The organism is Micromonospora sp. BQ32, from assembly GCF_059358895.1.
Map to the genome: position 1 here is coordinate 43,941 of NZ_JCADBI010000003.1, position 23,391 is coordinate 67,331.

Annotated in this window: 21 protein-coding genes and 1 pseudogene; 12 read left to right on the top strand and 10 right to left on the bottom strand. The window is 71.1% G+C overall.

Translation table 11 applies throughout. The annotated features are described in order from the left end of the window. Positions 1-117: 117 nt before the first annotated feature. A complete protein-coding gene (locus AC5L30_RS07230; protein WP_494866133.1) occupies positions 118-882 on the bottom strand; it encodes a hypothetical protein in 765 nt (254 codons plus the stop codon). 345 nt (positions 883-1,227) lie between these two features. On the opposite strand from AC5L30_RS07230, the gene argS reads away from it, so the two are divergent. Continuing rightward, on the top strand, positions 1,228-2,946 hold the full coding sequence (gene argS, locus AC5L30_RS07235; RefSeq protein WP_494866134.1) for an arginine--tRNA ligase: 1,719 nt from the start codon (positions 1,228-1,230) through the stop codon (positions 2,944-2,946). Between the two features lie 21 nt (positions 2,947-2,967). Here argS and AC5L30_RS07240 read toward each other — a convergent pair whose 3' ends face one another. From AC5L30_RS07240 to AC5L30_RS07250, 3 genes are all read right to left on the bottom strand, one after another. Beyond that, positions 2,968-3,309, bottom strand: a complete 342-nt coding sequence (locus tag AC5L30_RS07240; RefSeq protein ID WP_030333934.1) for an ArsR/SmtB family transcription factor — start codon at positions 3,307-3,309, stop codon at positions 2,968-2,970. A gap of 189 nt (positions 3,310-3,498) precedes the next feature. After that, positions 3,499-4,692: an endo-1,4-beta-xylanase gene (locus AC5L30_RS07245; protein ID WP_494866135.1), complete on the bottom strand. Its 1,194-nt coding sequence runs from the start codon at positions 4,690-4,692 to the stop codon at positions 3,499-3,501. 353 nt (positions 4,693-5,045) lie between these two features. Then, positions 5,046-5,876: a PIG-L family deacetylase gene (locus tag AC5L30_RS07250; RefSeq protein WP_494866136.1), complete on the bottom strand. Its 831-nt coding sequence runs from the start codon at positions 5,874-5,876 to the stop codon at positions 5,046-5,048. Between the two features lie 179 nt (positions 5,877-6,055). Here AC5L30_RS07250 and AC5L30_RS07255 point away from each other — a divergent pair, with 179 nt between their 5' ends. Next, positions 6,056-6,961 carry an alpha/beta fold hydrolase gene (locus tag AC5L30_RS07255; RefSeq protein ID WP_494866137.1) on the top strand — a complete coding sequence of 302 codons (906 nt, stop codon included), beginning with the start codon at positions 6,056-6,058 and terminating at the stop codon, positions 6,959-6,961. A 4-nt stretch (positions 6,962-6,965) separates the two neighbouring features. Here the strand turns inward: AC5L30_RS07255 and prfH are convergent, their stop codons facing one another. Together prfH and AC5L30_RS07265 are read right to left on the bottom strand one after the other, a co-directional pair. Then, positions 6,966-7,580 carry a peptide chain release factor H gene (gene prfH / locus AC5L30_RS07260; RefSeq protein WP_494866138.1) on the bottom strand — a complete coding sequence of 205 codons (615 nt, stop codon included), beginning with the start codon at positions 7,578-7,580 and terminating at the stop codon, positions 6,966-6,968. Continuing rightward, a complete protein-coding gene (locus AC5L30_RS07265) occupies positions 7,577-8,761 on the bottom strand; it encodes an RNA ligase RtcB family protein (protein WP_494866139.1) in 1,185 nt (394 codons plus the stop codon). Before AC5L30_RS07265 ends, prfH begins: the two co-directional genes overlap by 4 nt. 172 nt (positions 8,762-8,933) lie before the next feature. On the opposite strand from AC5L30_RS07265, the gene AC5L30_RS07270 reads away from it, so the two are divergent. Both AC5L30_RS07270 and AC5L30_RS07275 read left to right on the top strand, forming a co-directional pair. Then, positions 8,934-9,464: an AAA family ATPase gene (locus AC5L30_RS07270; protein ID WP_494866140.1), complete on the top strand. Its 531-nt coding sequence runs from the start codon at positions 8,934-8,936 to the stop codon at positions 9,462-9,464. Positions 9,465-9,519: 55 nt separating this feature from the next. Next, positions 9,520-9,966 (top strand): YybH family protein, encoded by a 447-nt coding sequence (locus AC5L30_RS07275; RefSeq protein WP_494866141.1) that lies wholly within the window; start codon positions 9,520-9,522, stop codon positions 9,964-9,966. 96 nt (positions 9,967-10,062) lie between these two features. Here AC5L30_RS07275 and AC5L30_RS07280 read toward each other — a convergent pair whose 3' ends face one another. Continuing rightward, positions 10,063-11,181, bottom strand: a complete 1,119-nt coding sequence (locus AC5L30_RS07280) for an ice-binding family protein (RefSeq protein ID WP_494866142.1) — start codon at positions 11,179-11,181, stop codon at positions 10,063-10,065. Between the two features lie 313 nt (positions 11,182-11,494). After that, a complete protein-coding gene (locus tag AC5L30_RS07285; protein ID WP_494866143.1) occupies positions 11,495-12,151 on the bottom strand; it encodes a class I SAM-dependent methyltransferase in 657 nt (218 codons plus the stop codon). 129 nt (positions 12,152-12,280) lie between these two features. Between AC5L30_RS07285 and AC5L30_RS07290 the strand changes: the two genes are divergently transcribed. Further along, complete coding sequence (locus AC5L30_RS07290; protein ID WP_494866144.1) at positions 12,281-13,036, top strand: SDR family oxidoreductase; 756 nt, start codon at positions 12,281-12,283, stop codon at positions 13,034-13,036. A gap of 9 nt (positions 13,037-13,045) precedes the next feature. On the opposite strand, the gene AC5L30_RS07295 is transcribed toward AC5L30_RS07290, so the two are convergent. Continuing rightward, on the bottom strand, positions 13,046-15,277 hold the full coding sequence (locus tag AC5L30_RS07295) for a hypothetical protein (protein WP_494866145.1): 2,232 nt from the start codon (positions 15,275-15,277) through the stop codon (positions 13,046-13,048). 153 nt (positions 15,278-15,430) lie between these two features. Continuing rightward, positions 15,431-15,613 (bottom strand): annotated as a pseudogene (locus AC5L30_RS07300) (helix-turn-helix domain-containing protein); the annotation flags it as partial. A 109-nt stretch (positions 15,614-15,722) separates the two neighbouring features. Here AC5L30_RS07300 and AC5L30_RS07305 point away from each other — a divergent pair. The 7 genes from AC5L30_RS07305 to AC5L30_RS07335 all read left to right on the top strand — a co-directional run bounded on the left by AC5L30_RS07305 (position 15,723) and on the right by AC5L30_RS07335 (position 23,331). Beyond that, positions 15,723-16,871 carry an FUSC family protein gene (locus AC5L30_RS07305; RefSeq protein WP_494866146.1) on the top strand — a complete coding sequence of 383 codons (1,149 nt, stop codon included), beginning with the start codon at positions 15,723-15,725 and terminating at the stop codon, positions 16,869-16,871. A 91-nt stretch (positions 16,872-16,962) separates the two neighbouring features. Continuing rightward, entirely contained in the window at positions 16,963-17,487 is a 525-nt protein-coding gene (locus AC5L30_RS07310; protein ID WP_494866147.1) for a hypothetical protein, read from the top strand. A 73-nt stretch (positions 17,488-17,560) separates the two neighbouring features. Beyond that, entirely contained in the window at positions 17,561-18,403 is an 843-nt protein-coding gene (locus AC5L30_RS07315) for a DUF4097 family beta strand repeat-containing protein (RefSeq protein ID WP_494866148.1), read from the top strand. A 50-nt stretch (positions 18,404-18,453) separates the two neighbouring features. Next, a complete protein-coding gene (locus AC5L30_RS07320) occupies positions 18,454-19,431 on the top strand; it encodes an ATP-binding cassette domain-containing protein (protein WP_494866149.1) in 978 nt (325 codons plus the stop codon). Next, a complete protein-coding gene (locus tag AC5L30_RS07325; RefSeq protein ID WP_494866150.1) occupies positions 19,428-20,216 on the top strand; it encodes an ABC transporter permease in 789 nt (262 codons plus the stop codon). The genes AC5L30_RS07320 and AC5L30_RS07325 overlap by 4 nt, the downstream gene beginning before the upstream one ends. Positions 20,217-20,959: 743 nt before the next feature. Further along, complete coding sequence (gene araB, locus AC5L30_RS07330; RefSeq protein ID WP_494866151.1) at positions 20,960-22,642, top strand: ribulokinase; 1,683 nt, start codon at positions 20,960-20,962, stop codon at positions 22,640-22,642. Continuing rightward, the gene (locus tag AC5L30_RS07335) at positions 22,639-23,331 is read left to right on the top strand and encodes an L-ribulose-5-phosphate 4-epimerase (protein WP_494866152.1); all 693 of its coding nucleotides are present in this window, start codon (positions 22,639-22,641) and stop codon (positions 23,329-23,331) included. The genes araB and AC5L30_RS07335 overlap by 4 nt, the downstream gene beginning before the upstream one ends. Positions 23,332-23,391 lie beyond the last annotated feature (60 nt).

Here is a 23,391-nt window from a genome sequence, read left to right on the forward strand (position 1 = left end):
CCACTGTGGACCGGAATCCTCAAGTCTTCCGGCGCGAGCGCGACTCGCGTCCGGGTGTCCATGATTCGACCGAGGATCGAACCGATCGGTGGAAGCCCCGCGTCGGTGGCGGGCGAGCTACCGCTGCCAGGCGTCGATGGCGCGGACGCCGTCCCGCACGACCCGGTCCAGGATGGCGGGGTTGCCGCTGGTGCCCTCCCACCCCTGGTCGTCGAGGACCGTCACCGTGGTGTCGACCCGGGCCACGGCGATCTGGCTGGACGCGGTGCCGCCGGTGCGTTCGCCGTTGAGGCTCGTCTCGGGCCAGGTCCGGGTCAGCAGCAGTGCCTCGTCGCCTACCCCGGGCAGCGCCTGACTCTTGACGGTGACGCGGTTCCCGGACTGCTCGTAAGAGGGGCACGCCCGCACGGCGGTGCGGAGACGGCCCAGGTAACCCGAGGCGCCGTCGCCGTCGAAGGTGAAGATGGTCTGGTGGATCATCCCCTGCGGAACGTTGCTGGAGGGCTCGCCGGCCTTCTGGTAGGTGACGGTCATCGCGGCGCTCGCGGTGACCTGCCGGCCGCCGGTGCCGAACTCGTTGCCACACAGCTTCGGCAGGGCCTCCTCGACGGGCGTCGTCCGCCGGGGAGACTTCCGCAGCTCGGCGGGCAACTCGACGAAGGCGGAGGTCGGGATGGTCACGACGCTGCTCGCGCTCGGGGATGACGGGTCTGTCGGGGGTGCTGACGCCGACGCCGTGGCCGGTGCGGCGGTCGTCGAGGTCGAGCCGGGCGGATCCTCGGTGGTGGTGCAGGCAGCGGTCAGGGCGATCGTGCCGAGCAGCGGCATCAGCGCGAGCGCGCGTCGCGTACGGGCCGGCGGCAGTGGTGTGTTTCGGCTCATCATCACCCCTTTGTCTGTCCCGTGGCAGTTCCCTGCGCTGAGCCGGCCGAAACGACCGGCACCACTCGGGAGATCGACCGGAGCACGTCATTGACGTGTCGGCGCGCCGGCCGGGCCGCTAGGCTGTCCCGCATGACCAGCGTGATCGCTCAGTGCACCGGACTGTCGTGTGACGTCCAGGTCGGTGCGGGGCGACGCCGGCGATCCGTCGCCCGCCCGCGCTGACCTGTTTCCTGCGACCGGCGGATCGAGCCGCCGGTCGTTCGCTGGTCGTCCTCGGTCCGCCCGTATCTCCCCGTCAACGGCTCGCGTGACAGTGCGGGTCCGAGCGAGATCGGCGTACTCATGGATCTTGAAAAGTTGTTGTCCGACCGGCTGGCACCGGCGTTCGCGGCGGTGGCCGGCGGCCCGGTGGACCCGCTCGTGCGGCGGTCACCGCGCGCGGACTTCCAGTCCGACGCGGCGCTGGCGCTGGCCCGGCGGCTCGGTCGCCCACCTCGGGACGTCGCCGCCGCGGTGCTGGCGCACGCGGCGCTCGACGACATCGGGGTGTCGGCGCAGGTCTCCGGGCCGGGTTTTCTCAACCTGACGGTTGCCGACCGGGCCCTGGCCGACCTGGTCGCCGGGCTGGCGGGCGACGCCCGGCTCGGTGTGCCGTCGACGGCGACACCGCAGACCGTGGTGGTCGACTATTCGGCGCCCAACGTGGCGAAGGAGATGCACGTCGGGCATCTCCGCTCCACCGTCATCGGCGACGCGGTGGTGCGGCTGCTGGAGTGGCTCGGGCACCGGGTGGTGCGGGTCAACCACCTGGGTGACTGGGGGACACCCTTCGGGATGCTGATCGAGCACCTGGTCGACCTCGGCGAGGCCGAAGCCGCGCAGAACCTGTCGATGGGGGACCTGGACACCTTCTATCGGGCGGCCCGGGTGAAGTTCGACGCCGACGAGGCGTTCCAGGAACGGTCGCGGCTGCGGGTGGTCGCGTTGCAGGGCGGCGACGAACGGACCCGGCGGTTGTGGCGGCTGCTGGTGACGCAGTCGGAGCGGTACTTCCTGACCGTCTACGACCTGCTCGACGTGACGTTGTCCGGGGACGACTTTCGGGGCGAGAGCGCTTACAACGACCTGCTCGGGGGCGTCGTCGACGACCTGGACCGGCTGGGGCTGCTGCTGTTCAGCGGTGGGGCTGACTGCGTCTTCCCGCCCGGGTTCACCGGCCGGGACGGCGAGCCGTTGCCGCTGATCGTGCGCAAGAGCGACGGTGGGTACGGCTATCCGGCCACCGACCTGGCCGCGCTGCGGCAGCGCGTCGGCGAGCTGGGCGCGACCCGGCTGCTGTACGTCGTCGGCCTACCGCAGCGGCAGCACTTCGCGATGATGTTCGCTGTTGCCCGGGCGGCCGGTTGGCTCGGCCCGCCGGCCCAGGCCGAGCATCTGGGCTTCGGCTCCATCCTCGGCGCCGACGGGCGGATGCTGCGCAGCCGGACCGGTGAGTCGGTGAAGCTGGTCGGGCTGCTGGAGGAGGCGATCGCCCGCGCCACCGATCTGGCCCGGAGCAGGAACCCGGACCTGGACGCCGCGACCGCCGACGAGATCGGCCGCGCGGTGGGCATCGGTGCGATCAAGTACGCCGACCTGTCCGTCGACCGGACCAAGGACTACGTGCTGGACTGGGAGCGGATGCTCGCGCTGGACGGCAACACCGCGCCCTACCTCCAGTACGCGTACGCCCGGATCCGGTCGGTGCTGCGGCGGGCCGGGGTCGACGCGCGGCCGGATGCGCCCGTGGTGTTCGCGCAGCCGGCGGAGCGGGCGCTCGCCGTTGAGCTGCTCGGCTTCGCCGCGGTGGTGGGCGAGGTGGAGCGGAGTCTCGAACTCCACCAGCTCGCCGGTTACCTGCACCGGCTCGCGACCGCGTTCAGCGGGTTCTACGAGCGCTGCCCGGTGTTGCGTGCCCCGGGCGAGCTGCGGGAGAGCCGGCTGCTGCTGGCCGAGCTGACCGCCCGGACCCTGCGGCAAGGGCTGGGTCTGCTCGGCATCCGCACGTTGGAGCGGATGTGACGAGCTGGCCTCCCGGCCCGGTCAGCGGGCCCTCTTCGTCGCCCGCTTCCGGGGCGGCGTCAACAGGTCGGCGATCTGCGCGATCGCGGCGGGCACCAGGCGGTAGTACGCCCAGACCCCGCGCTTGTCGCGTTCGAGTAGGCCGGCCTCGGTGAGGATCCGAAGGTGATGACTCACGGTCGGCTGGGAGAGATTGAGCGCCGAGGTGAGGTCACTGACGGACGCCTCACCTTCCGGCGCGGACTGGATCAGGCTGAGCAACCGGAGTCGCGCCGGATCGGCGAAGGCCTTCAGCACCCCCGCTAGCCGCTCGGCATCGGCCCGCTTGATGGGATCGCCGGTGAGCGGCGAGATCGCAGGCATGGCAGTTTTCGCAGTTCCCACGCCTGCCATAGTGACACCAACACCATCAATAAACCGGCAGATCCGGCACCAGACCTCCGATGGCGTCCGGATGGCGCGGCGGAACCACCGAACGTGAGTCGAACGCCGACGTCCGTGGTGGCACACGGGCCGTGTGGAGCTTCGGGAAGCTCCACACGGCCCTGGGCATCAGCGGCGCGGTTTGGGTGCGATGCGGGGCAGGACGAACGGCGGCCCGGCGAAGATCAGGTCGGACTTCAACTCCTGGTACGCCCGCTTGGGCTGGTAGTTCTCGTCGTAGATGGTGGCCAGGCCCTCCGGCGGGTCGTCGAACCAGCCCGGCACCCAGGAGTGCTTGTCACTGAAACCCCAGACGGTGTACGACAGGCAGCTCCGCACGGCGAGGCAGGCCTTCATCAGCACGCTGAAGTTGGCCGCCGACGCCTGTAGCCGGGGGTTGATCTCCTCCGAGTTTCCCGCCTGGACGCCCTCCGTCAGCTGGCTGCGGACGTCGACCTCGGTGAACGCGGTCGAGACGCCGAGCCCGCTGAACTTCTTCAGCGCGGCGGTCACCTGGAGGGTGTCGAAGTTGCCGTACTGGGTGCCCAGGTGCCCCTGGGAGCCGACGCCGTCGATCGGCACGCCCTGGGCGCGCAGGCTCTTGGTCATGTCGTACACGAACTGGGTCTTGTCGTCCGCCGGGTTACCGGAGCCGAACGCCTCGATGTTGTAGTCGTTGTAGAACAGCAGGGCCCTGGGGTCGGCGGCCCGGGCCCAGCGGAACGCGTCGGCGATGTAGCCGGGCCCGAGGTTCTGCGCCCAGAAGCCCTTGTAGTGCAGGGTCGACGGGGTGTCCCACGGGTCGCTGACCGCCTCGTTGACCACGTCCCACTGCCAGATCTTGCCCTTGTAGCGGTTGACGACGGTGGTGATGTGCTTGCGCAGCAGCTCACGCAGCTCCTGCTTGCTGATGGAGCCGTCGGCGACGCCGCTGGTCAGCCAGGCGGGCAGCTGGTTGTGCCAGACCAGCACGTGGCCGCGCACGCTCTGCCGGTTGCGCTTGGCGAACTCGACGAACTGGTCGGCCGGCGCCCAGTTGTAGGCGCCGCGGGTGGGCTCCAGGCTCTCCCACTTCATCACGTTCTCGGCGGTGACCGAGGCGAACTCGGAGGAGGCCAGCTCGCGGTACCGCGGATCGCTGGCGTCGTTGAGGGCATCCATGTTCACGGCGGTGCCGACGTGCAGGCCGTGGCGCAGGCCGAGGGTGCCGAGGCTCTGCGCCGTGGGGTCGTACGGCCGAGTCGCGGTGGCCGGAACCGTGTTCAGCGTCGCGACGGTCGCGACGGCGACCAGGCCGACGGTCGACCACTGTCTCAACTTCATGTGCCTTCCCTTCCAGACGATCAATAGACAAATGTCGATCTAGGAGGTGAGGGTCCGGTGTTGACGTGCGCAGGCGCGGGTTGAGTCGGGCGGTGCCGGTAGTTCCGGCCGGAAACCGGAAACCCGCTCGAAACGTTAAGCCGATCTATGTCTGGGCGTCAACGTTGAAAACTTCCGGAAATTCATCACATGACCTGCTCAGCCCTCAGCGGCTGACGGTCGAAACTTTCGGCGGCCGGGGCGCAGGTGCGGGGGGACGAACACCCTCGCGCGGTGACGTCACAGCGGCGAACGCCGCAGGGCACCGTCGACGCGGTGGCCGACGATGCCCTGATGCCGCTGAGGAGGATCGATCAGCGCAGGCCGGCGAAGAGGTCGTCCTCGGGGGTCGGCGCGCCGGTCCGGTCCCGGACCCGCAGGAAGGTCTCCACGCCCATCAGCTCGGTGAACCGCTCCTGGCCCAGTTGCAGGAAGAAGATGTTCTCGGTCTGACTGGCGTGAGTGGCCAGCGCGCCGAACTTCTGCGCGCCGTACTTGCTCGTGTCGACCCAGGTGGTGATCTCGTCGTCGGGAAGGCCGAGCTGCGGTCCCGGCTCCGCCGCCGCGTCCGGCTCGGCCCACTCGACGCCGAGCTCCTTCATGATCCGGCCGAACTCCGCGAACGCCGTCTGCGGCACCGTGGTCCAGTAGACCTTCGCCGGGACGTCGGTCTGCTCGACGGCGGCCATGGTGATCCGATGGGCCTGGATGTGGTCCGGGTGGCCGTAGAAACCGTTCTCGTCGTACGTGACGATCACGTCCGGCTGGTACTGCCGAATCAGCTCCGCGAGCCGGGCCGCCGCCTCCGCCACCGGCGTCGTCCAGAACGCGCCGGGCAGATCGTTGGTCGGCCAACCCATCATCCCGGAGTCGGCGTAGCCGAGGGTCTCCAGGTGGGTGACGTTCAGAGTCGCGCAGCTGGCCTCCAGCTCGGCCTGGCGCATCGCCACCACGGCGGCGGGATCGTGCCCCTCCTCGCCCGGCTTGACCCCACCCGGGCCGTCCCCGCATCGCCCGTCGGTGCAGGTCACGAGCACGGTCGTGACCCCCTCGGCGGCATAGCGGGCAAGAACGCCGCCGGTGCTCGTCGCCTCGTCGTCGGGGTGGGCGTGCACCGCCATCAGGGTCAGAGGTCGCTCAGCCATGCCAACACCCTACGGTCATCCGACCACGGCCCCGCGACCTCCACCGGTAACGCGGGGATCTTACCCAGTCCGGCAGGCGCTGAGGGGTCCTTGTCCGAACGGTGATCAGGCCCCGGGCCGATCGCTAGATTCAGCCGTGGTCAGCACCTCCGAACGGGTCCGGACGCAGGGAGAAGTCGATGGCAAAGGTTGCTGCCGGGTTCACCGACCTGCGACAGGTCGAGGCCGGAGTCCTGAACGTCGGATACGTGGACGCCGGACCGCCCAACGGGGACGCGGTGATCCTCCTGCACGGGTGGCCCTACGACATCCACAGCTTCGCCGACGTGGTACCGCTGCTCACCGCTGCCGGTCACCGGGTCGTCGTGCCGTACCTGCGTGGCTACGGCACGACCCGGTTCCTCTCCGACGACACCATGCGAAACGGCGAACCGGCGGCCATGGGGCTCGACCTCATCGCCCTGATGGACGCCCTGGAGATCGACACCGCGAAGCTCGCCGGATTCGACTGGGGCGCGCGGACCGCCGACGTGGTCGCCGCGCTGTGGCCCGAACGCTGCCGAGGACTGGTCTCGGTGAGCGGCTACCTGATCGACGGGCAGAAATCGGGCACGGTGCCGTTGCCGCCGAAAGCGGAGTTCGCGTGGTGGTACCAGTACTACTTCGCCACCGAGCGCGGTCGGGAAGGGTACGACAGGAACCGGCGCGACTTCGCCAAGCTGATCTGGCACACCGCGTCGCCCAGGTGGACGTTCGACGACGCGACGTTCGACCGCAGCGCGGCGGCGTTCGACAACCCCGATCACGTCGACATCGTCATCCACAACTACCGCTGGCGGCTGGCCCTCGCCGACGGCGAGCCACAGTACGAGGAGATCGAGAAGCGTCTGGCCGCCAAGCCGAAGATCACGGTGCCCAGCATCTCCCTGGAGGGAGATGCCAACGGTGCGCCGCACCTGGAGCCCACCGTCTACGGCAAGCAGTTCGCCGGCCCGTACCAGCACCGGACCATCGGGGGCGGTGTCGGGCACAACCTGCCGCAGGAGGCGCCACAGGCATTCGCGGACGCGGTGCTGGAGGTCTGAGTCGCTAGGGCGCCGGACGTTCCACCCGCACCGGGTCGCCGCGAACCAGCCCGTCGTGGACGCGCCACCGGGCGGTGGTGACGGCACGCCGCGCCGCCTCGTCGCCGTGCTCAAGGCGTTGGCGCAGCAGGTCCAGGGCGATCCGGCGGTTGAGACTGAACTGCCGCTCCTCGTCCACCACGACCACCATGCCGGAGGGGCGGTGGGTTGCGCGTACCGCCGTGCTGGCCTTGTTCCGGTGCTGACCACCCGGCCCGCCGGTGCGGCAGCCGACGACGTCGACGTCCGCCTCGCGGAACGGCGTCGGCCGCGCGTCGCGTTCGGGTGGCTGGGCGGTGACGTACCAGTTCTTCCGGCCGATGCCCGCCCGGTACGGGCTGGGGGCCTGCCAGCACAGCGTCCCGGTCCACGACGCCGCGAACGCCTCGGCGTCGGCGCCGGAGATCCGGATCAGCGCCGACCGGTAGGTGCCGGTGCGATCACCCGCCACCGCCTCGACCTGCTGGATCGTCAGACCTCGGCGGGCGGCCTCGCCCCGCAGACGGTGCAGCAGCTGACCCAGCGCCCAGGCGCACTCCTGCGGCCCACGCCCCGCCGACAGCAGCAGGAGCGCGCTCACGACCGGCCCCGCCTGCCGCGGGGGCCGCGCCGGTCCGGTCGGGCGGCGGAGCCGAGGTCGGGCGTCTTGTAGGTGACCAGGGGCGTCGTGCTGACCACCGGCGTGGCCAGGTCGTGCGCGACCAGGTCCGCGATCACCTGCTCGATGCGCTTGTACGCCGTCGGCGCCTCCTCGAAGAGCAACTGCCGGTCGCCGCAGACCACCAGCGACCCCACGGGCGTACGGCGTAGTTCCTCGACCGTGTGCTTGGCCCGGCCCCGCCGCAGGGCGTCGGCGCGCGACATCTTGCGGCCAGCGCCATGGGCCACCGAGTGGTTGGCCTCCGGCCCGGCGTGCGCGGCCACCAGGTAGGAGGCCGTTCCCCGGGTGCCGGCGATCAGGACGTCACGCCCGTCGCCCGGGGCCGCGCCCTTGCGGTGCAGGTAGACCCCGTCCCGGACCTCGACCAGGTTGTGGCACTGGTCGACGATCGGTGCGGTGGGCTCGGCCCCCAGCGCGTGCGCCACCCGGGCGGCCAGCACCCGGCGGTTGAGCGATCCCCAGCGCACGGCGTCGTCGTGCCTGCTCAGGTAGGCGGCGGGGTCGGGCGCCGCCCCGGCGCCGTGGACCTCGGTGTGCGCCCGCAGGATCCGCTCGCCCAGACCACGGGAACCGCTGTGCACGATGAGCACGAGATCGCCCGCGTCGAGCCCGAGCCGGCCTGCGTGCCGCACGTCGAGGATGGTGTCGACGCGGGCCAGCTCCACGAAGTGGTTGCCCCGGCCCACCGTCCCGAGGCCGTCCAGGTGACCGGCCGGAACGTCACCGACGGCGGCCCAGGCGGGGTCGTCGGCGTCCCGTACCGGGTCGAGTGCCTGGTCGAGGTCGGGGAACCGGGCGGCGAGCCGTTCCGGCACGGCACGCTTGAGCTTGATCGGAGACACGGCGATGCCGCAGCCGATGTCGGAGCCCACCAGGAACGGGTACAGCACGGTCGACGCCATGGCCGCGCCGATGGGCGCGCCCTTGCCGGGATGCAGGTCCGGCATCGCGGCGACGTGCCGCATGCCGTCCAGGGCGGCGACCTGTTGACACTGCGCGAGCGCATCGGACTCGATCCAGCTCGCGGGCGAGGCGAACACCGTAACGGTGGCCGGGGCGGACGGGGGCAGGGTCTCCCGAGGGAGGTGGTGCTGGGACAAGGAGGCTCATCTCTGGCTGCGAACGTGAAGACGGACGGCGTCACGGCCCCCGGGAGGCATCACCGGTGGCGCGGAGCAGAGGTTGGTGTCCGTCAGTACGTCATGGACGTCACTCTGGCCGAGGCGCGCCGGGCAGGACAACCGATTTTTCCTCACGACGTACGCTGCCGCGATGAGCGCACCGCGTCGCATCCTGGTCTACGGGGTGTACGGCTCCGGCAAGTCCACCCTGGCCGCGCGGTTGGCCGAACACCTTGGGCTGCCCTGGTACCCGGTGGACGACCTGCTCTGGCAGCCGGGCTGGGTCGAGGTGCCGGTCGCCCAGCAGCGCAGCCGGATCGAGGAGATCTGTCGACGGGACCGCTGGATCATCGACGGGGCGTACCACGGCTGGCGGGACGTCCCGATGGCCCGCGCCGACCTCGTCGTCGGCCTGGACTTTCCACGGTGGCGCTCGTTCGGGCGGTTGCTCCACCGCACCGTCCGCCGGGTCGTCACGGGCGAGGTGATCTGCAACGGCAACCGCGAGTCGCTGAGCAGTGTGCTGTCACCGGACTCGATCCTGGTGTGGCACGTCACCGCGTTCGGCCGGGCCCGACGGCGGATGCGGGCCTGGCAGGCCGATTCGTCCGCGCCGCCCGTGGTGCTGCTGCGCTCCCCGGCGGAGCTGAACGTCTGGCTGACCGGGCTGCCCCGCCGGTGAGGCCGCGCCTACCCTCGCCGACCCGCGGACAACCGCCGAACTGAGAGGACCGACGATGAAGTCGACGGAGACACCGGTACGCGACCAGATCATCGCCTTCCTGCACGACTACGCGCGGGCCGTCGAGGCCGGCGACAACGACACCGTTGCCGCGAGTTACGCCGAGACGTACATCGAGGGTGACCCGGGCGGGGCGGCGGCCGTCACCAACGACGCCGGGTACCGGGCCGCTCTCGACGAGCGCCACACGGCGATGACCGAGCAGCTTGGTCTGACCGGAGCCCAGGTGACGGTCCTGGACGTTCTCGATCTCGCACCGGGGTACGTCCTCGTCCCGACCGAGTGGACGTTGCACTTCGCGCCGCCGCAGGGCAGGGCCGGCAGCGCGCGGTTCGCGCAGACCTACGTGGTGCGTCTCGGCGGCGACCGGCCACAGATTCTGCTCTACCTGTCCCACCAGCGGGAGGACGACGCCATGCGCGAGCTGGGGCTCACCGACTGACCGTCCATGGTGAACGCGTCGTCGGCCCGCTCCCGGTGGGGAGCGGGCCGACGACGTGACGTGGCCCGGCCGGGATCACACCGGCCGGGCCACCGATCAGGACTCCAGGCGTCGACGCCGGGCCAGGAAGAACGCGACCGCTCCCAGCACGACCAGCACACTTCCGACGCCGGTCATGGCCGGGACCGCACCGCTGCCAGTCACCGGCAGGATGGGCTGCTTGCCGCCACCGGGTTGACCGGGTGCGCCAGGGCTGCCAGGGGCGCCGGGGCTGCCGGGCGCTCCGGGCGCTCCGGGGGGCCCGGACGGACCAGGGGCGCCGGGGCTACCGGGCGCGCCGGGTGCTCCCGGGCTACCGGGTGCGCCGGGGCTACCGGGTGCGCCGGGGCTACCGGGTGCGCCGGGGCTACCGGGTGCGCCGGGGCTGCCGGGTGCGCCGGGGCTGCCGGGTGCTCCCGGGCTGCCGGGTGCTCCAGGGCTGCCGGGCGGACCGGACGGTCCGGGCGGGCCGGTGGGTCCGGGCGGGCCGGTGGGTCCGGGCGGGCCCGTCGGCCCGGCGCAGGTCGGCGCGGTGATGACGTTGGTGTCGAGGGTGACGGCGGCGGTGCGCGCCAACGCGCGGCCCTGAAGGGTCGCGCCTGTCGCCATCGTGATCGCGGCCTGAGCCATGATGGTGCCCACGAAGGTGGTGCCCGTGCCGATCGTCGCCGAGCTGCCGATCTTCCAGAACACGTTGCAGGCCGAAGCTCCGTTGATCAGGACGACGCTGCTGTTCGACGCCGTCGTCAGCGACGAGTCGACCTGGAAGATGAACACGGCGGACGGGTCGCCCTGACCGTTGAGCGTCAACGGTCCGGTCAGTTGGGCGGCCCCGATCCGGTAGACCCCTTCGTTGAGCGTGTTGCCGCCCAGTTCTGCCGGCAGGTTGGTGAACGGGGTCCGGCCGGCGGCGTCGTTGAAGGCGATGGTCAGGTCGCTCTGAGCCTGTAGTGCGACCGCGTCGCCGAGGTGCACCTCGCCGCCGATGGTCGCCGTTTCGAACCCGGAGGCGGTGTTTCCGGGGTACCGCCCGAGGCTCTGGGCCAGGAAGCTGGGGCCGGTGTTGGTGGGCTCCGCCCCGGCCAGGACGGAGAAGTCGGCCGCCGTCCCCAGGTTGACCGGTGCTTCCTGCGCGTTGGCGGCGGTCGAGCTGAGGAGCAGCAGGCTGGCGGCCACTGTGGCGGCCGCGCCAGCCGCGAGCGCGGGCAGGACCGCCCGCCGTCGTAGCCAATGTTTGGGTTTAGCTGTCACAGAACACCCCTCCGTGGGTACTACTCGCAGGAGACGTCAGCGAGCGGCGCCCTGCGTGATACGGCCTGTATGGCGCCGATAAGCGCGGTGACTACCACATCACGCTGAGTGTTCAAATGTGGGCAAATTGGGACAATGCCTGACGGGTATCTATCTGAACTGGACTGACCTTCGCGTTCTGTTCGCCGGCTCCGTCAAGCGGGCCGTGCGTGGCCAGGGCAGCCGAGCGGATCTCGGCTCAGGGGGGCCGAACCGTCGCGAGCGGCTTGATCGCGCGGCCGAGGACGCAGGGGGAGGAGGGGCTGTTACTGGTGGCCGGGAAGCGGAACCGGCGCGGCTCCGCCACCTGGAAGCCGGCCGCGCCGATGGCGGCGACGGTGTCCCGGTTGGTGTGGCAGCCGGCGAACAGCCTCGGCCACAGGGTGGCGTCGAGGACTCGTTGGGCGCGGTGCAGACCGCTGGCCTCCTCGGCGGCCACGTGCTCGAAGAACCGCAGCTGGCCTCCGGGGCGCAGCACCCGGCTGATCTCGGCCAACGCGCTGGCCTGATCGGGCACGGTGCACAACACCAACGCGACCACGGCCGCGTCGAACTTGCCCTCCCCGGCGGGTAGCGCCTCGGCCAGACCGTCGACGACAGTGACCGGAACCGGCACGGTCGGCGCGGCGCGCTCGGCAGCGGCACGGAGACGCCGCTCCGGTTCGACCGCGAGGACCTCGGTCACCTCCGGCGGGTAGTGGGCGAACATCCGTCCGTTGCCCGCGCCGATCTCGATCACCCGACCGGAGAGGCCGGCGACCAGGTCCCGCCGGAACGCCGCCGTGCCGGCGCGGTCCATGGCGACGCTGAGCCGCTCGTACACCCGGGCGAACACCGGGTGGGACACCGTGGCCACGTCGACCTCCTGCTCTCCGTTGAACTGTTCTCCGGCGATTGTCCTGCATCCGCGCACGCTTTCCGTCTTACTGATTGGCAGCACGATTCAACCCAGTGCAGACCAGTGCAGACAGGACGTGGTGCGACCATGAAGATCGTCGTCATCGGGGGCAGCGGCCTCATCGGTTCCAAGCTCGTGGACCGCCTCGGCGCCCAGGGCCACGAGGCGGTGCCGGCATCGCCGAAGACCGGCGTGAACACTCTGACCGGCGAGGGAGTGGCCGATGCGCTCACCGACGCCGAGGTCGTCGTCGACGTGTCGAACTCGCCGTCGTTCGAGGACGCCGCCGTGCTGCAGTTCTTCGAGACATCCACCAGGACGCTCCTCGCCGCCGCGTCGGACGCCGGGGTGAACCACTACGTGGCGCTCTCCATCGTGGGGTGCGACCGGATCCCGGACAGCGGGTACATGCGCGCGAAGGTCGCCCAGGAGAAGCTGATCGTCGCGTCCGGACTCCCGTACTCGGTGGTGCACGCCACCCAGTTCTTCGAGTTCCTCCAGGGCATCATCGACGCCACCACGGTCGGCGACACCGTGCACCTCGCGCCGGTGCTCATTCAGCCGATGGCCGCGGACGACGTCGCGGCCGCGGTGGCCGAGGTCGCGCTCGGCGCGCCGACGAACTCCGTGGTCGAGGTCGCCGGCCCGGAGCAGTTCCGCCTCGACGAACTGGGCCGATCCATCCTCGCCAACCAGCAGGACAGTCGTTCGGTGGTGGCCGACCCCGACGCCCGGTACTTCGGCGCCAAGCTGGGCGAACGCTCGCTCGTCCCCGCCGACGGCGCCCGCATCGCCGGCACCGGCCTGGACGACTGGCGTACCCGGGCCAGCCGGGGGCAGTGAGCCGGTCCGCTACCTCGGCGTCCCGGGCGGGTCGGCCCGCCCGCCGAGGCGCTGCACCAACTCCCCTACCGCCTCGGTGAACGGTTCGTCGGACTCGCCCGGCCAGTGCCCGTGGATGGGTGGGGCGACGCTGTCCCCGGGGGGCGTCACCACGTCGCGGGGATCACGCAGTCGACGATCCACTGCGGCGGCCGGGTCACCGGTGCTGGCCGGCGCGGGTGAGGGATCCGGGGAGAAGACCCAGCCACCGATGGGGTCGGTGTCGCGCCACAGGTTCACCCAGCGCCAACCCACCCGACGGCCGATCTCGCGCAGCGCCGAGTCGTCGACGTAGGCGGGGAAGAGCCGGGCGTAGAGGCGGCGCAGCGGTGATCCGTGGGTGAGCAGGGCGACTCGGTCGCCGACCTGCGGCGACAGCTGGAGCACCGTGGCGGCGAGCAGGACCGAGCCGTGGCTGTGCCCGGTGAGCAGCACCGCGTTGCCGCGTTCGACGAGGTAGGTGATCCGGCGGGCCAGTTCCGGCACGGCCCGCTCGGAATAGCAGGGCGGCGCGAACGGGTGGGCGGCCCGGGGCCAGAAGGTGCCCAGGTCCCAGAGGACACCGATGTGCCGACGGTACGGCTGGCTCCGGTACGCGAAGATGCCGCCGATGATCAGGCCGAGGATGATCGCGGCGATTACCCAGCCACCGAACGCGATGGCGAACGTGATCGCCTCCGCCGGCAATCCGATGTTCCGCTCGATGACGTCGCCGGGGAACTGCCCCAGCAGGCCGATGGTGGTGGTGGCCGTGGCGAGTCCGGCGAGGCAGCCGTAGACCACGGCCAACGGCACCAGTTTCTCGGTGAAGCCGGCCCGAGCTATCGCGTCTCGGACCTGCCCCAGTCGGGGCTCGGCCTCGGCCGGCGGGTTCGGGAAGTCGCGCGCCACGATCGCCGCCGCGGCCCGCCGCCGCCCGCGACGGGAGATCAGGATGACGAGGGCGGCGACGATCGCGGTGACCAGCACCGCGCGGAAGAAGCCGTAGATCGCCCAGGTGTAGGCCCGGGGTGGGCCGGCGGCGATGCCCTCCGCGGTCGGCGCGTCACGGTCCAGGAAGTCCGCCGCCCGGCCGACCAGTTCGGCGGAGTAGGCTACCGCCATGCTGATCCCGGTGGCCGCGACAACGAGTGCGCCCAGCCCGAACAGCGGGGTGCCCTCGCGCTCCCGGCGCCGGTGCCAGAGCAGGACCACGCCCAGGGCGGCCAACAGCGTGGTCTGAGCCACGAACAGACCGGCCAGGGTCGGGTCGTAGCCGGGGAGCCCGTGCTCGTCCGGCCACGGCTGCGAGCCGGTCGGCACGTGTGCCACGACGGCCACGGTCAGGATGATGGCGGCGGTCCGCAGGGTGCGGGTGACCCGGTCGAGCCGCCGGTCGGCGGGGGCCCGGTCCATCAGCGGCGGTGTGCAGAGCAGCCCCACGCAGACCGTCAGCATCACCCCCGTGATGACCGTCAGCGCGATCGTGGCCGCCGAGGCGTCACTGTCGCCTCGGGCCAGGAGCAGGACGAGGTCCAGCGTCGCGAAGGCCGCGGCGACGTGGATGGCGCGCAACCGGCCCACCAGCGGCTCGGCGTCCCACTGACCGACCGTGCCGAGCCGGGACGCGGAGCTGCCCTGATCGGGTGCCCGAAACGCCTCGAAGGTTCGTCCCGGACGGCAGCTGACCCGCCAGATCAGGCCGATCGCGGCGGCCGGGACCAGGGCGAGCACCGCCAGCCGCAGTCCGACCGGCCGTCCACCCAACCAGGACAACCAACTGCGCCCGGCCAGGCAGTCCGGCGAGGCCAGACACTTCCAACCGACGAGATCCAGGGCGACGCCGGCGATGGCGAGCACATAGAGCACGGTGAGGGTGAGCGCCAGCACCCGGCACAGGGACTTGACCGCCGCCTCGGACCCGGGGTTCGCCGGGCGCATCCAGATCGCGACGTTGACCAGCATGAAGGGAAGCAGGAAGACCACCGCCAGGGTGCGGGCCACCGTCCCGGAGGGCAGGTCACCCCAGCGGTACGCCTCCAGCGTCACCCCGTGCGGACCCGTGGCGTCCGAGTACCGGGGGCGCGGCCGGTAGAACCCGCCACTGCGGTCACCGGCGACCTGCGCGGTCTGTTGCAGGTCCAGCATCTGGGCGGCGCTCGCGCCGGAGACTCCGTGCACCCGTAGCTCCACGACGCCGCCGGAGTCGTCCGGCCCGCTCAACCGTCCTGACCCATCCGACGTCCCCCCGAGGCGTCTCCCAGCCCTTGTCCCGCGACCCAGCCCCGACGGCAGGCGCCGAAGGCCGCCGACCGTGGTCACGGCAGAGCGGGGTCTACCCGAATCGGACGCCCTCAATCGCGGCGTGCCGGTGCGCTACCGCCCAGGCAGGGCCCGCCCGGCGCTGACCGTCGGTCCGGGCACGTCGGTCTGGGTGCTCTTCGCCAGCTCTGTGCGGTAGGCCCGCGGTGAGAGGCCGGTGGTGCGCTTGAAGGCCACGCTGAGGGCGCTCTCCGAGCCGTATCCGACGGCCTTGGCGATGGTGGCGACCGTGTCGGACGCGGCCGACCGGCTCTGGGCGTACGCCGAGAAGGCGCTCGCCTCGCGTTGAGGACGGGCCGGGCAGGCCGGCGAGGATTGATCCGGCCGTGGCGGGGTAGGTGCCGCCATGGTCGCTGCCGGTCGGCGCGGAGCGGACGCGGGCCCGTCGACCGTCGTCCGGCTCTGGGACCGCGTGCTGGCCGCGTTGCGCGAACGGATCCGTCGGGTACGGACCATCGGCGGCCTCGCCGTACAAGCCGGCCTGGCCGCGGGGCTGTCCTGGTTCGTGGCGCACACGCTGCTGCAGGTGTCGCAGCCGGTCTTCGCGCCGATCTCCGCCGTCTCGACGCTCGCCGCGTCCGTCGGCCAGCGGTTGCGTCGCACCGTCGAGCTGATCATCGGGGTCACCGTCGGAGTGCTGATCGGCGACCTGCTGCTCCTGGTGATCGGCACCGGGTGGTGGCAGCTCGCCCTGATCGTCGTACTGGCGATCGTCGTCGCGCTCTTCCTCGCGGGCAGCGCGGCGGTGGTGATCCAGGCCGGGGCGACGGCGGTGCTCATCGCCACGCTCAGCCCGGCCGTCCGGGATCTGGAGATCCCCCGGTTCGTGGACGCGCTCGTCGGGGGAGGGGTGGCGTTGCTGGTCACCGCCGTGTTGCTGCCGCTGAACCCGCTGCGGGTGCTCAACCGGGCCGCACGGCCGGCGTTGGATCTCCTCGCGACCCAGCTCGACGCCACCGCCGAGGCGCTGACCGAGCGGGACGCCGCTCGGGCCCGTACCGCCCGGGGTGAGCTGCGGCAGAGCGCCGGCCGGTTGAAGGCGTTCGTCGAGGCGACCCAGGGCGCCCGGGAGGCGAGCACCCTGTCACCGGTGTACTGGCACCAACGGCACGGGCCGGTGGGCCGCTATGCGCGGGCGGCGGAGCCGATCGACCGGGCGATGCGCAACAGCGGCACCCTGATCCGACGATCGGTGACGCTGATCGAGGACGGCGAGTCGGTGCCGGAGTCGCTGCCGACGGCGGTGGCCGATCTCGCCGAGGCCGTCCGCCTGCTCAAGCGGCAGTTCGCCGCCGGCGCCGAGCCGAACCGGGCGCGGGAGCAGGCGCTGCGGGCGGTCCGGACGGCCGGACACGCCTATCGGGACGGCGTCGGCTTCTCCGGTGCGGTCGTGGTGGCACAGGTTCGGACGACCGTGAGCGACCTCCTGGTCGCCTCCGGGCTGAACCAGGAGGACGCGAATCACCTGGTCCGGAGGGTTTTCGGTGACCTCTGAGAGTCAGCTGCCCCCGGGTGGAGCCAGGCGATGACACCTTCTTGAGCCACGCCTGTTGCATCCTGAGCCAAAGTGGTGCCATGATGGTGCCATGGAGCTGAGGTCATACGTCGAGAACCTGCGTAACGAGTTCGCCGTGGCTGCGGAGGGCGTGGACCCGGAGGCTCGGGCGCTGGCCGAACGGCTCTTCGCGCAGTTGGAGGCGGCCACCCGTCTCACGCTGCTCGAAGCGCTCTCCGACGCGGCCGACGAGATCACCCGTGACCTCGCGCCGGGTTCGGTGCACGTTCGGTTGCGCGGGCGCGAGCCCGACTTCGTGGTGACGCCGGCCAGCCCGCCGGTCGAGGTGGTGAGCGAGCCCAGTGGCCCGCCACCGCTGTCGGTGCCGGTGTCCGCGCCCGATGGTGAGGAGGGCGGCACCTCGCGGATCAACCTGCGGCTTCCCGACCATCTGAAGGCCAGCGTCGAGGACGCCGCTGGGCGCGCCGGGCTCTCGGTCAACGCCTGGCTGGTGCGCGCCGTCGCCGGTGCCATCGGGGCGGGCGACACGGAGCGTCGTCCACCCCGCCGGCCGGAGCCGCGCTCCGGCCAGCACTTCACCGGCTGGGCCCGCTAACTTCCGGTACCCCTTCCACCACCACGCCGCTGACCAGCGGCGACCTTCGCCGACCACTTTTCGGGAGACCACCATGCCTATTTTCGAGACGCCAGAACCGATTTCCGTCCAGATCGACCTGCCGATCGGCGATGCCTGGATCGCCGCGAGCGACCGCACCGACACGGTGGTGACGGTGCGGCCCCGCGACCCGTCGAGCAAGGCCGACGTGAGCGCCGCCGACCAGAGCACCGTCGAGTTCACCGCCGGGCAGTTGGTGATCCGGGTGCCGAAGACCTGGCGCCGTTACGGGTTCGGCCCCGGGCCGTCGGTCGACGTCCTGATCGAGGTGCCGACCGGGTCACGGGTGCATGCCGAGGCGTCGTGGGCGGCGTTCCGCTGCGAGGGTCGGCTCGGTGAGTGCCGGATCAAGACCGGGAGCGGCATCCGGCTCGACGAGACCGGGCCGTTGGAGATCGACAGCAGCCACGGCGAGGTCGCGGTCGAGCGTGTGCTGGGCTCCGCCCGGGTGAAGGCATCGTCCGGCAAGGTGCGCATCGGCGCGGTCGACGGCACCGCCGAGATCAAGAATTCGTCCGGCGACTGCTGGATCGGCCGCAGCGGTGGCGACGTCCGGATCAACACGGCCTACGGCGACATCACCGTGGACGCGTCGCTGGCCTCGGTGACGGCGCGCACCGCCTACGGCAACCTCCGGCTGGGCGAGGTCACCCGCGGCGCGATCGACGTGCAGACCTCCTACGGCGCGATCGAGGTGGGCATCCGTCGCGGGACCGCCGCCTGGCTCGACGTCAGTTCCAAGCACGGCCGCGTCCACAACGCGCTGGAGTCGACCGACAGCCCGGCGCAGACCGACGAGACGGTCGAGGTCCGGGCGAACACCTCCTACGGCGACATCATGATCCGCCGCGCCTGATCCATCACCCCGCCTGAGCCACCACCGCGCCGACCACAAATGAGGAGACCATGACCAGCTCCATGAACCCCGCGATCGTCGCCACCGACCTGCGAAAGTCCTACGGCGACAAGGTCGTGCTGGACGGCATCGACCTGATGATCACCGAGGGCACGATCTTCGCGTTGCTCGGTCCCAACGGCGCCGGCAAGACCACCACCGTGCAGATTCTCTCCACCCTGATCAAGGCCGACGGCGGCAACGTCCGCGTCTTCGGCCACGACCTGAACCGGGAGCCCGACGCGGTACGCGCGTTGATCGGCGTCACCGGCCAGTTCTCCGCCGTCGACAACCTGCTCACCGGTCGGGAGAACCTGACCCTGATGGCCGACCTGTGCCACCTGGACAGGGCCGCCGGTCGGCGACGGATCGTCGACCTGCTCGACCAGTTCGACCTGACCGAGGCGGCGGGCAAGCCGGTGTCGACGTACTCCGGCGGCATGCGCCGGCGGCTCGACCTCGCGATGACCCTGGTCGGCGAGCCCCGCGTCATCTTCCTCGACGAGCCGACCACCGGCCTCGACCCGCGCAGCCGCCGGGCCATGTGGAACATCATCCGCGCACTCGCCGCCGAGGGTGTCACCATCCTGCTCACGACGCAGTACCTGGAGGAGGCCGATCAGCTCGCCGACCGGGTCGCGTTCCTCGACCATGGCCGACTGATCGCCGAGGGCACGCCGCGTGAGCTCAAGCGGCTCATCCCGGGCGGCCACGTGGTGTTGCAGTTCGCCGACCAGGAGGGGCTCGACTCGGCCGCCCGGACCTTCGAGGCGGCCACCCGGGACGACAACGCGCTCACCCTCCAGGTGCCCAGTGACGGCGGGGTCGGGTCGCTGCGTTCCCTGCTCGACCAGCTCGACCGCGCCTCGATCAGCGTGGCGGGGCTCTCCGTGCACACCCCCGACCTCGACGACGTCTTCCTCACCCTCACCGGTCAGCCCGACACCCAGGCCAGCCGACCCGACCACGAAAGGGCTACCGCGCGATGAGCACCCTCTCCCTCGCCGTCCGCGACTCGAGCACCATGCTGCGGCGCAACCTGCTGCACATGCGGCGGTACCCGTCGATGACGTTCCTGCTCATCGGCATCCCGATCATCATCCTGCTGCTCTTCGTCTACGTCTTCGGCGGCACGCTCGGCGCCGGCCTCGGCCCGTCCGGTGACCGCTCCCAGTACGCCAACTACGTCACCCCCGGCATCCTGCTCATCACGGTGGTCAGCGCCGCGCAGGGCACCGCCATCTCGGTCGCGATGGACATGACCGAGGGGATCATCGCCCGGTTCCGCACCATGGCGATCTTCCGACCGTCGGTCCTGACGGGGCACGTACTGGGCAGCCTGGTCCAGACCATGCTCAGCCTCGCGGCCGTCACCGTCGTGGCGCTGCTGGTCGGGTTCCGGCCCACGGCCAGCCCGGTCGAATGGCTGGCGGCGATCGGGGTCCTTGCCATGATCACTTTTGCGCTCACCTGGCTGTCCGTCGCCCTCGGTCTGGTCAGCGACAGCGTCGAGACGGCCAGCAACCTGCCCATGCCCCTGATCCTGCTGCCATTCCTCGGCAGCGGGTTCGTCCCCACCGACTCCATGCCGACCGCCGTGCGGTGGTTCGCGGACTACCAGCCCTTCACGCCCGTCATGGAGACCCTTCGCGGCCTGCTCCTGGGCACCGGGATCGGCGCCAACGGGATCATCGCGGTCGTCTGGTGCGCCGTCGTCAGCGTCGGCTGCTTTTTTTGGGCCAAGGCCCTGTACAACCGCAACCGGACGGCCTGATCCGACCGGCGCTCGGTTTCGCCATCGCAACGAAGAGCCGGCGGCTCGGCCCACAGGGGTCGGGCCGCCGGTTCGCGGGCGTGGGGCGACCGGCGGGCCGGCGACGCGGGCGCGTGGCCGGGCGGCGGACCGTCGGCGCGAGCGTGATCGACTCGGACTTTTGACGTCGGCCGGTAACGCCGCCGAGGACCCCGCGACTTCAAGGAACACGAGTCGATCTTGCTTTTCGGCGCCGTCCCACGCGCCGTTGGAGGCACGGACCGACCCGGGCGACGCGAGCGCATCAAGACGTTGAATGTTATCGATAACACGGCTGCTTCGTCCGGCTGCGCGCTGGGCGGATCGCCCTCCAGAGCGCTCAGCCATGAGCCCGCATGGTCATCGATGGCTGTCGTGCGGTTCCGGGCACTCGGCCGTGGCGCCCCGGGGGATGTTATCGCTGCCATCATCGCCGGGGGAGAAGTGGTCGCTATCGGACGACGATGCCGCGGTGTGCGACGCACTGGACCCGTCACGCCCCCGGTTGAGGGGTCTCCGGGCGGCACTGGTTCCGGACGCCGGCCCCATTCGTCGGATGGCTGCCGTAGTTAAGGCCGGAATGGCGCGGTTTGCGCCGATCCGCTATCTACCCTCCCGAGTCGGTCCGCCTTCCGCGTTCCGTTACGGAGCTGTTGCGGGTAGATGTCTTGACGAGCCTGGATGTGAGCGTTAACACTATCCCCGTTAACGGTGGAGGTGAACACATGAACCGTGTGGACGGAGCTGACGACCGCTACGTCGTCGGTGTCGACTACGGCACCCTGTCCGGGCGAGCTCTGGTGGTCCGTGTCGGCGATGGTGCCGAGTTGGGGACCGCGGTGCACGAGTACGGCGATGGCGTGATCAGCACGGCGCTTCCGGGAGGCCGAACCCTGCCCCCGGACTGGGCCCTGCAGAACCCGCAGGACTACCGCGACGTGCTGCGGTACGCCGTCCCGGCGGCGGTGTCCGCCGCGGGGGTGGACCCGGCGGCGGTGGTCGGCATCGGCATCGACTTCACCGCCTGCACCGTGCTGCCGACGCTCGCCGACGGCACCCCGCTGTGTGAGACGCCCGAGCTGCGCGACCGACCGCACGCCTGGGTCAAGCTGTGGAAGCACCACGCCGCGCAGCCGCACGCCGACCGGATCAACGCGCTGGCCCACGAGCGGGCCGAGCCGTGGATCGGCCGGTACGGCGGCAAGATCTCCGCCGAGTGGCAGTACGCCAAGGGCCTGCAGATCCTGGAGGAGGACCCGGAGGTCTACGACCGGGCCGAGCGCTTCATCGAGGCGGCCGACTGGATCGTCTGGCAGCTCTGCGGCACCGAGACCCGCAACGTCTGCACGGCCGGTTACAAGGGCATCCTGCAGGACGGTCACTACCCCTCCGAGGGCTTCCTGACCGCGCTCAACCCCAACTTCGGGGACTTCGTGACCAAGCTGGACGGTCCGTTGCTGCCCCTCGGTGCCCGGGCCGGGGCGCTCACCGCCCAGGCCGCCGCCTGGACGGGCCTGCCGGAGGGGATCGCGGTGGCCGTCGGCAACGTCGACGCGCACGTCACCGCGGCGTCCGCGCAGGCGGTGGAGCCGGGTCGGCTGGTCGCCATCATGGGCACCTCGACCTGCCACGTCGTCAACGGCGCGGAGGTCGCCGAGGTGGCCGGCATGTGCGGTGTGGTGGACGGCGGCATCAGCCCCGGCGCGTGGGGTTACGAAGCCGGGCAGAGCGGCGTCGGCGACATCTTCGGCTGGTTCGTCGAGCACGCCGCTCCGGCCGGCATCGACTCGCACGAACGCCTCACCGAGCTGGCCGCGAGTCAGCCCGTCGGCGCGCACGGCCTGATCGCCCTGGACTGGTGGAACGGCAACCGTTCCCTGCTGGTCAACCACGACCTCAGCGGGCTGATCGTCGGGATGACCCTGGCCACCCGGCCAGCGGACATCTACCGGGCCCTGCTGGAGTCCACCGCGTACGGCACCCGGATGATCATCGAGGCGTTCGTCGACGCCGGAGTTCCGGTGAACGACCTGGTGATCGCCGGTGGTCTCACCAACAACGCGCTGCTGATGCAGATCTACGCCGACGTGACCAGGCGACCGCTGAACATCATCGCCTCGGCGCAGGGGCCGGCACTGGGCTCGGCGATCCACGCCGCCGTCGCCGCCGGTGAGTTCCCCTCGATCCACGAGGCGTCGCAGGCGATGGGTCGGGTGCACGAGGCCGTCTACCGTCCGGACCCCGAGCGGGCCCGCGCCTACGACGCCCTCTACGCCGAGTACCGGGCGCTGCACGACCACTTCGGTCGCGGCGGCAACGACGTCATGCTCCGCCTGCGGGCGATCCGCAACGCGGCGGTCGAGACCGCCGCGACCACGCACGAGGCCCCGCTGGAGGTGGTGGCGTGAACGCCGAGGTGAAACGACAGATCGGCGAGCTGCGCGAGACCGTCGCCCGCCTGCACGCCGAGCTGACCCGGTACAACCTGGTCGCCTGGACGTCCGGCAACGTCTCCGCGCGGGTCCCCGGCCAGGATCTGATGGTGATCAAGCCGAGTGGGGTGAGCTACGACGACCTCACCGCGGCCACGATGGTGGTGTGCGACCTCGACGGCGTACTCGTCGAGGGCGACTTCGCCCCGTCCAGCGACACCGCCGCCCACGCCTATGTCTACCGGGCCATGCCCGAGGTCGGCGGGGTGGTGCACACGCACAGCTCGTACGCGACCGCCTGGGCCGCCTGTGGGGAGTCGATCCCCTGCCACCTCACCGCGCAGGCCGACGAGTTCGGTGGGGAGATCCCGATCGGTCCGTTCGCGCTCATCGGCGGTGACGACATCGGCAAGGGCATCGTCGCCACGCTCGCCGGGCACCGCTCGCCCGCGGTGCTGATGCGCAACCACGGCGTGTTCACCATCGGCCGCGACGCCCGCGCGGCGGTCAAGGCGGCGGTGATGTGCGAGGACGTGGCCCGCACCGCGCACCTGGCCCACACCCTCGGGCAACCGGTCCCGATGGCACAGGCCGACATCGACTCGCTCTACGACCGCTACCAGAACGTCTACGGCCAACAACCAGTCGCACCAGCGGGTTCCTGACCCTGCACCGACCATCCAGGACCCGTCGGTCTGCACCACGACGCACCAGCACGCACCACC

What these genes read in the sequence shown, in the direction of transcription:
- AC5L30_RS07230 (WP_494866133.1), bottom strand. Translation starts at nt 882, where the DNA reads ATGAGCCGAAACACACCACTGCCGCCGGCCCGTACGCGACGCGCGCTC.
- argS (WP_494866134.1), top strand. Translation starts at nt 1,228, where the DNA reads ATGGATCTTGAAAAGTTGTTGTCCGACCGGCTGGCACCGGCGTTCGCG.
- AC5L30_RS07240 (WP_030333934.1), bottom strand. Translation starts at nt 3,309, where the DNA reads ATGCCTGCGATCTCGCCGCTCACCGGCGATCCCATCAAGCGGGCCGAT.
- AC5L30_RS07245 (WP_494866135.1), bottom strand. Translation starts at nt 4,692, where the DNA reads ATGAAGTTGAGACAGTGGTCGACCGTCGGCCTGGTCGCCGTCGCGACC.
- AC5L30_RS07250 (WP_494866136.1), bottom strand. Translation starts at nt 5,876, where the DNA reads ATGGCTGAGCGACCTCTGACCCTGATGGCGGTGCACGCCCACCCCGAC.
- AC5L30_RS07255 (WP_494866137.1), top strand. Translation starts at nt 6,056, where the DNA reads ATGGCAAAGGTTGCTGCCGGGTTCACCGACCTGCGACAGGTCGAGGCC.
- AC5L30_RS07270 (WP_494866140.1), top strand. Translation starts at nt 8,934, where the DNA reads ATGAGCGCACCGCGTCGCATCCTGGTCTACGGGGTGTACGGCTCCGGC.
- AC5L30_RS07275 (WP_494866141.1), top strand. Translation starts at nt 9,520, where the DNA reads ATGAAGTCGACGGAGACACCGGTACGCGACCAGATCATCGCCTTCCTG.
- AC5L30_RS07290 (WP_494866144.1), top strand. Translation starts at nt 12,281, where the DNA reads ATGAAGATCGTCGTCATCGGGGGCAGCGGCCTCATCGGTTCCAAGCTC.
- AC5L30_RS07305 (WP_494866146.1), top strand. Translation starts at nt 15,723, where the DNA reads ATGGTCGCTGCCGGTCGGCGCGGAGCGGACGCGGGCCCGTCGACCGTC.
- AC5L30_RS07310 (WP_494866147.1), top strand. Translation starts at nt 16,963, where the DNA reads ATGGAGCTGAGGTCATACGTCGAGAACCTGCGTAACGAGTTCGCCGTG.
- AC5L30_RS07315 (WP_494866148.1), top strand. Translation starts at nt 17,561, where the DNA reads ATGCCTATTTTCGAGACGCCAGAACCGATTTCCGTCCAGATCGACCTG.
- AC5L30_RS07320 (WP_494866149.1), top strand. Translation starts at nt 18,454, where the DNA reads ATGACCAGCTCCATGAACCCCGCGATCGTCGCCACCGACCTGCGAAAG.
- AC5L30_RS07325 (WP_494866150.1), top strand. Translation starts at nt 19,428, where the DNA reads ATGAGCACCCTCTCCCTCGCCGTCCGCGACTCGAGCACCATGCTGCGG.
- araB (WP_494866151.1), top strand. Translation starts at nt 20,960, where the DNA reads ATGAACCGTGTGGACGGAGCTGACGACCGCTACGTCGTCGGTGTCGAC.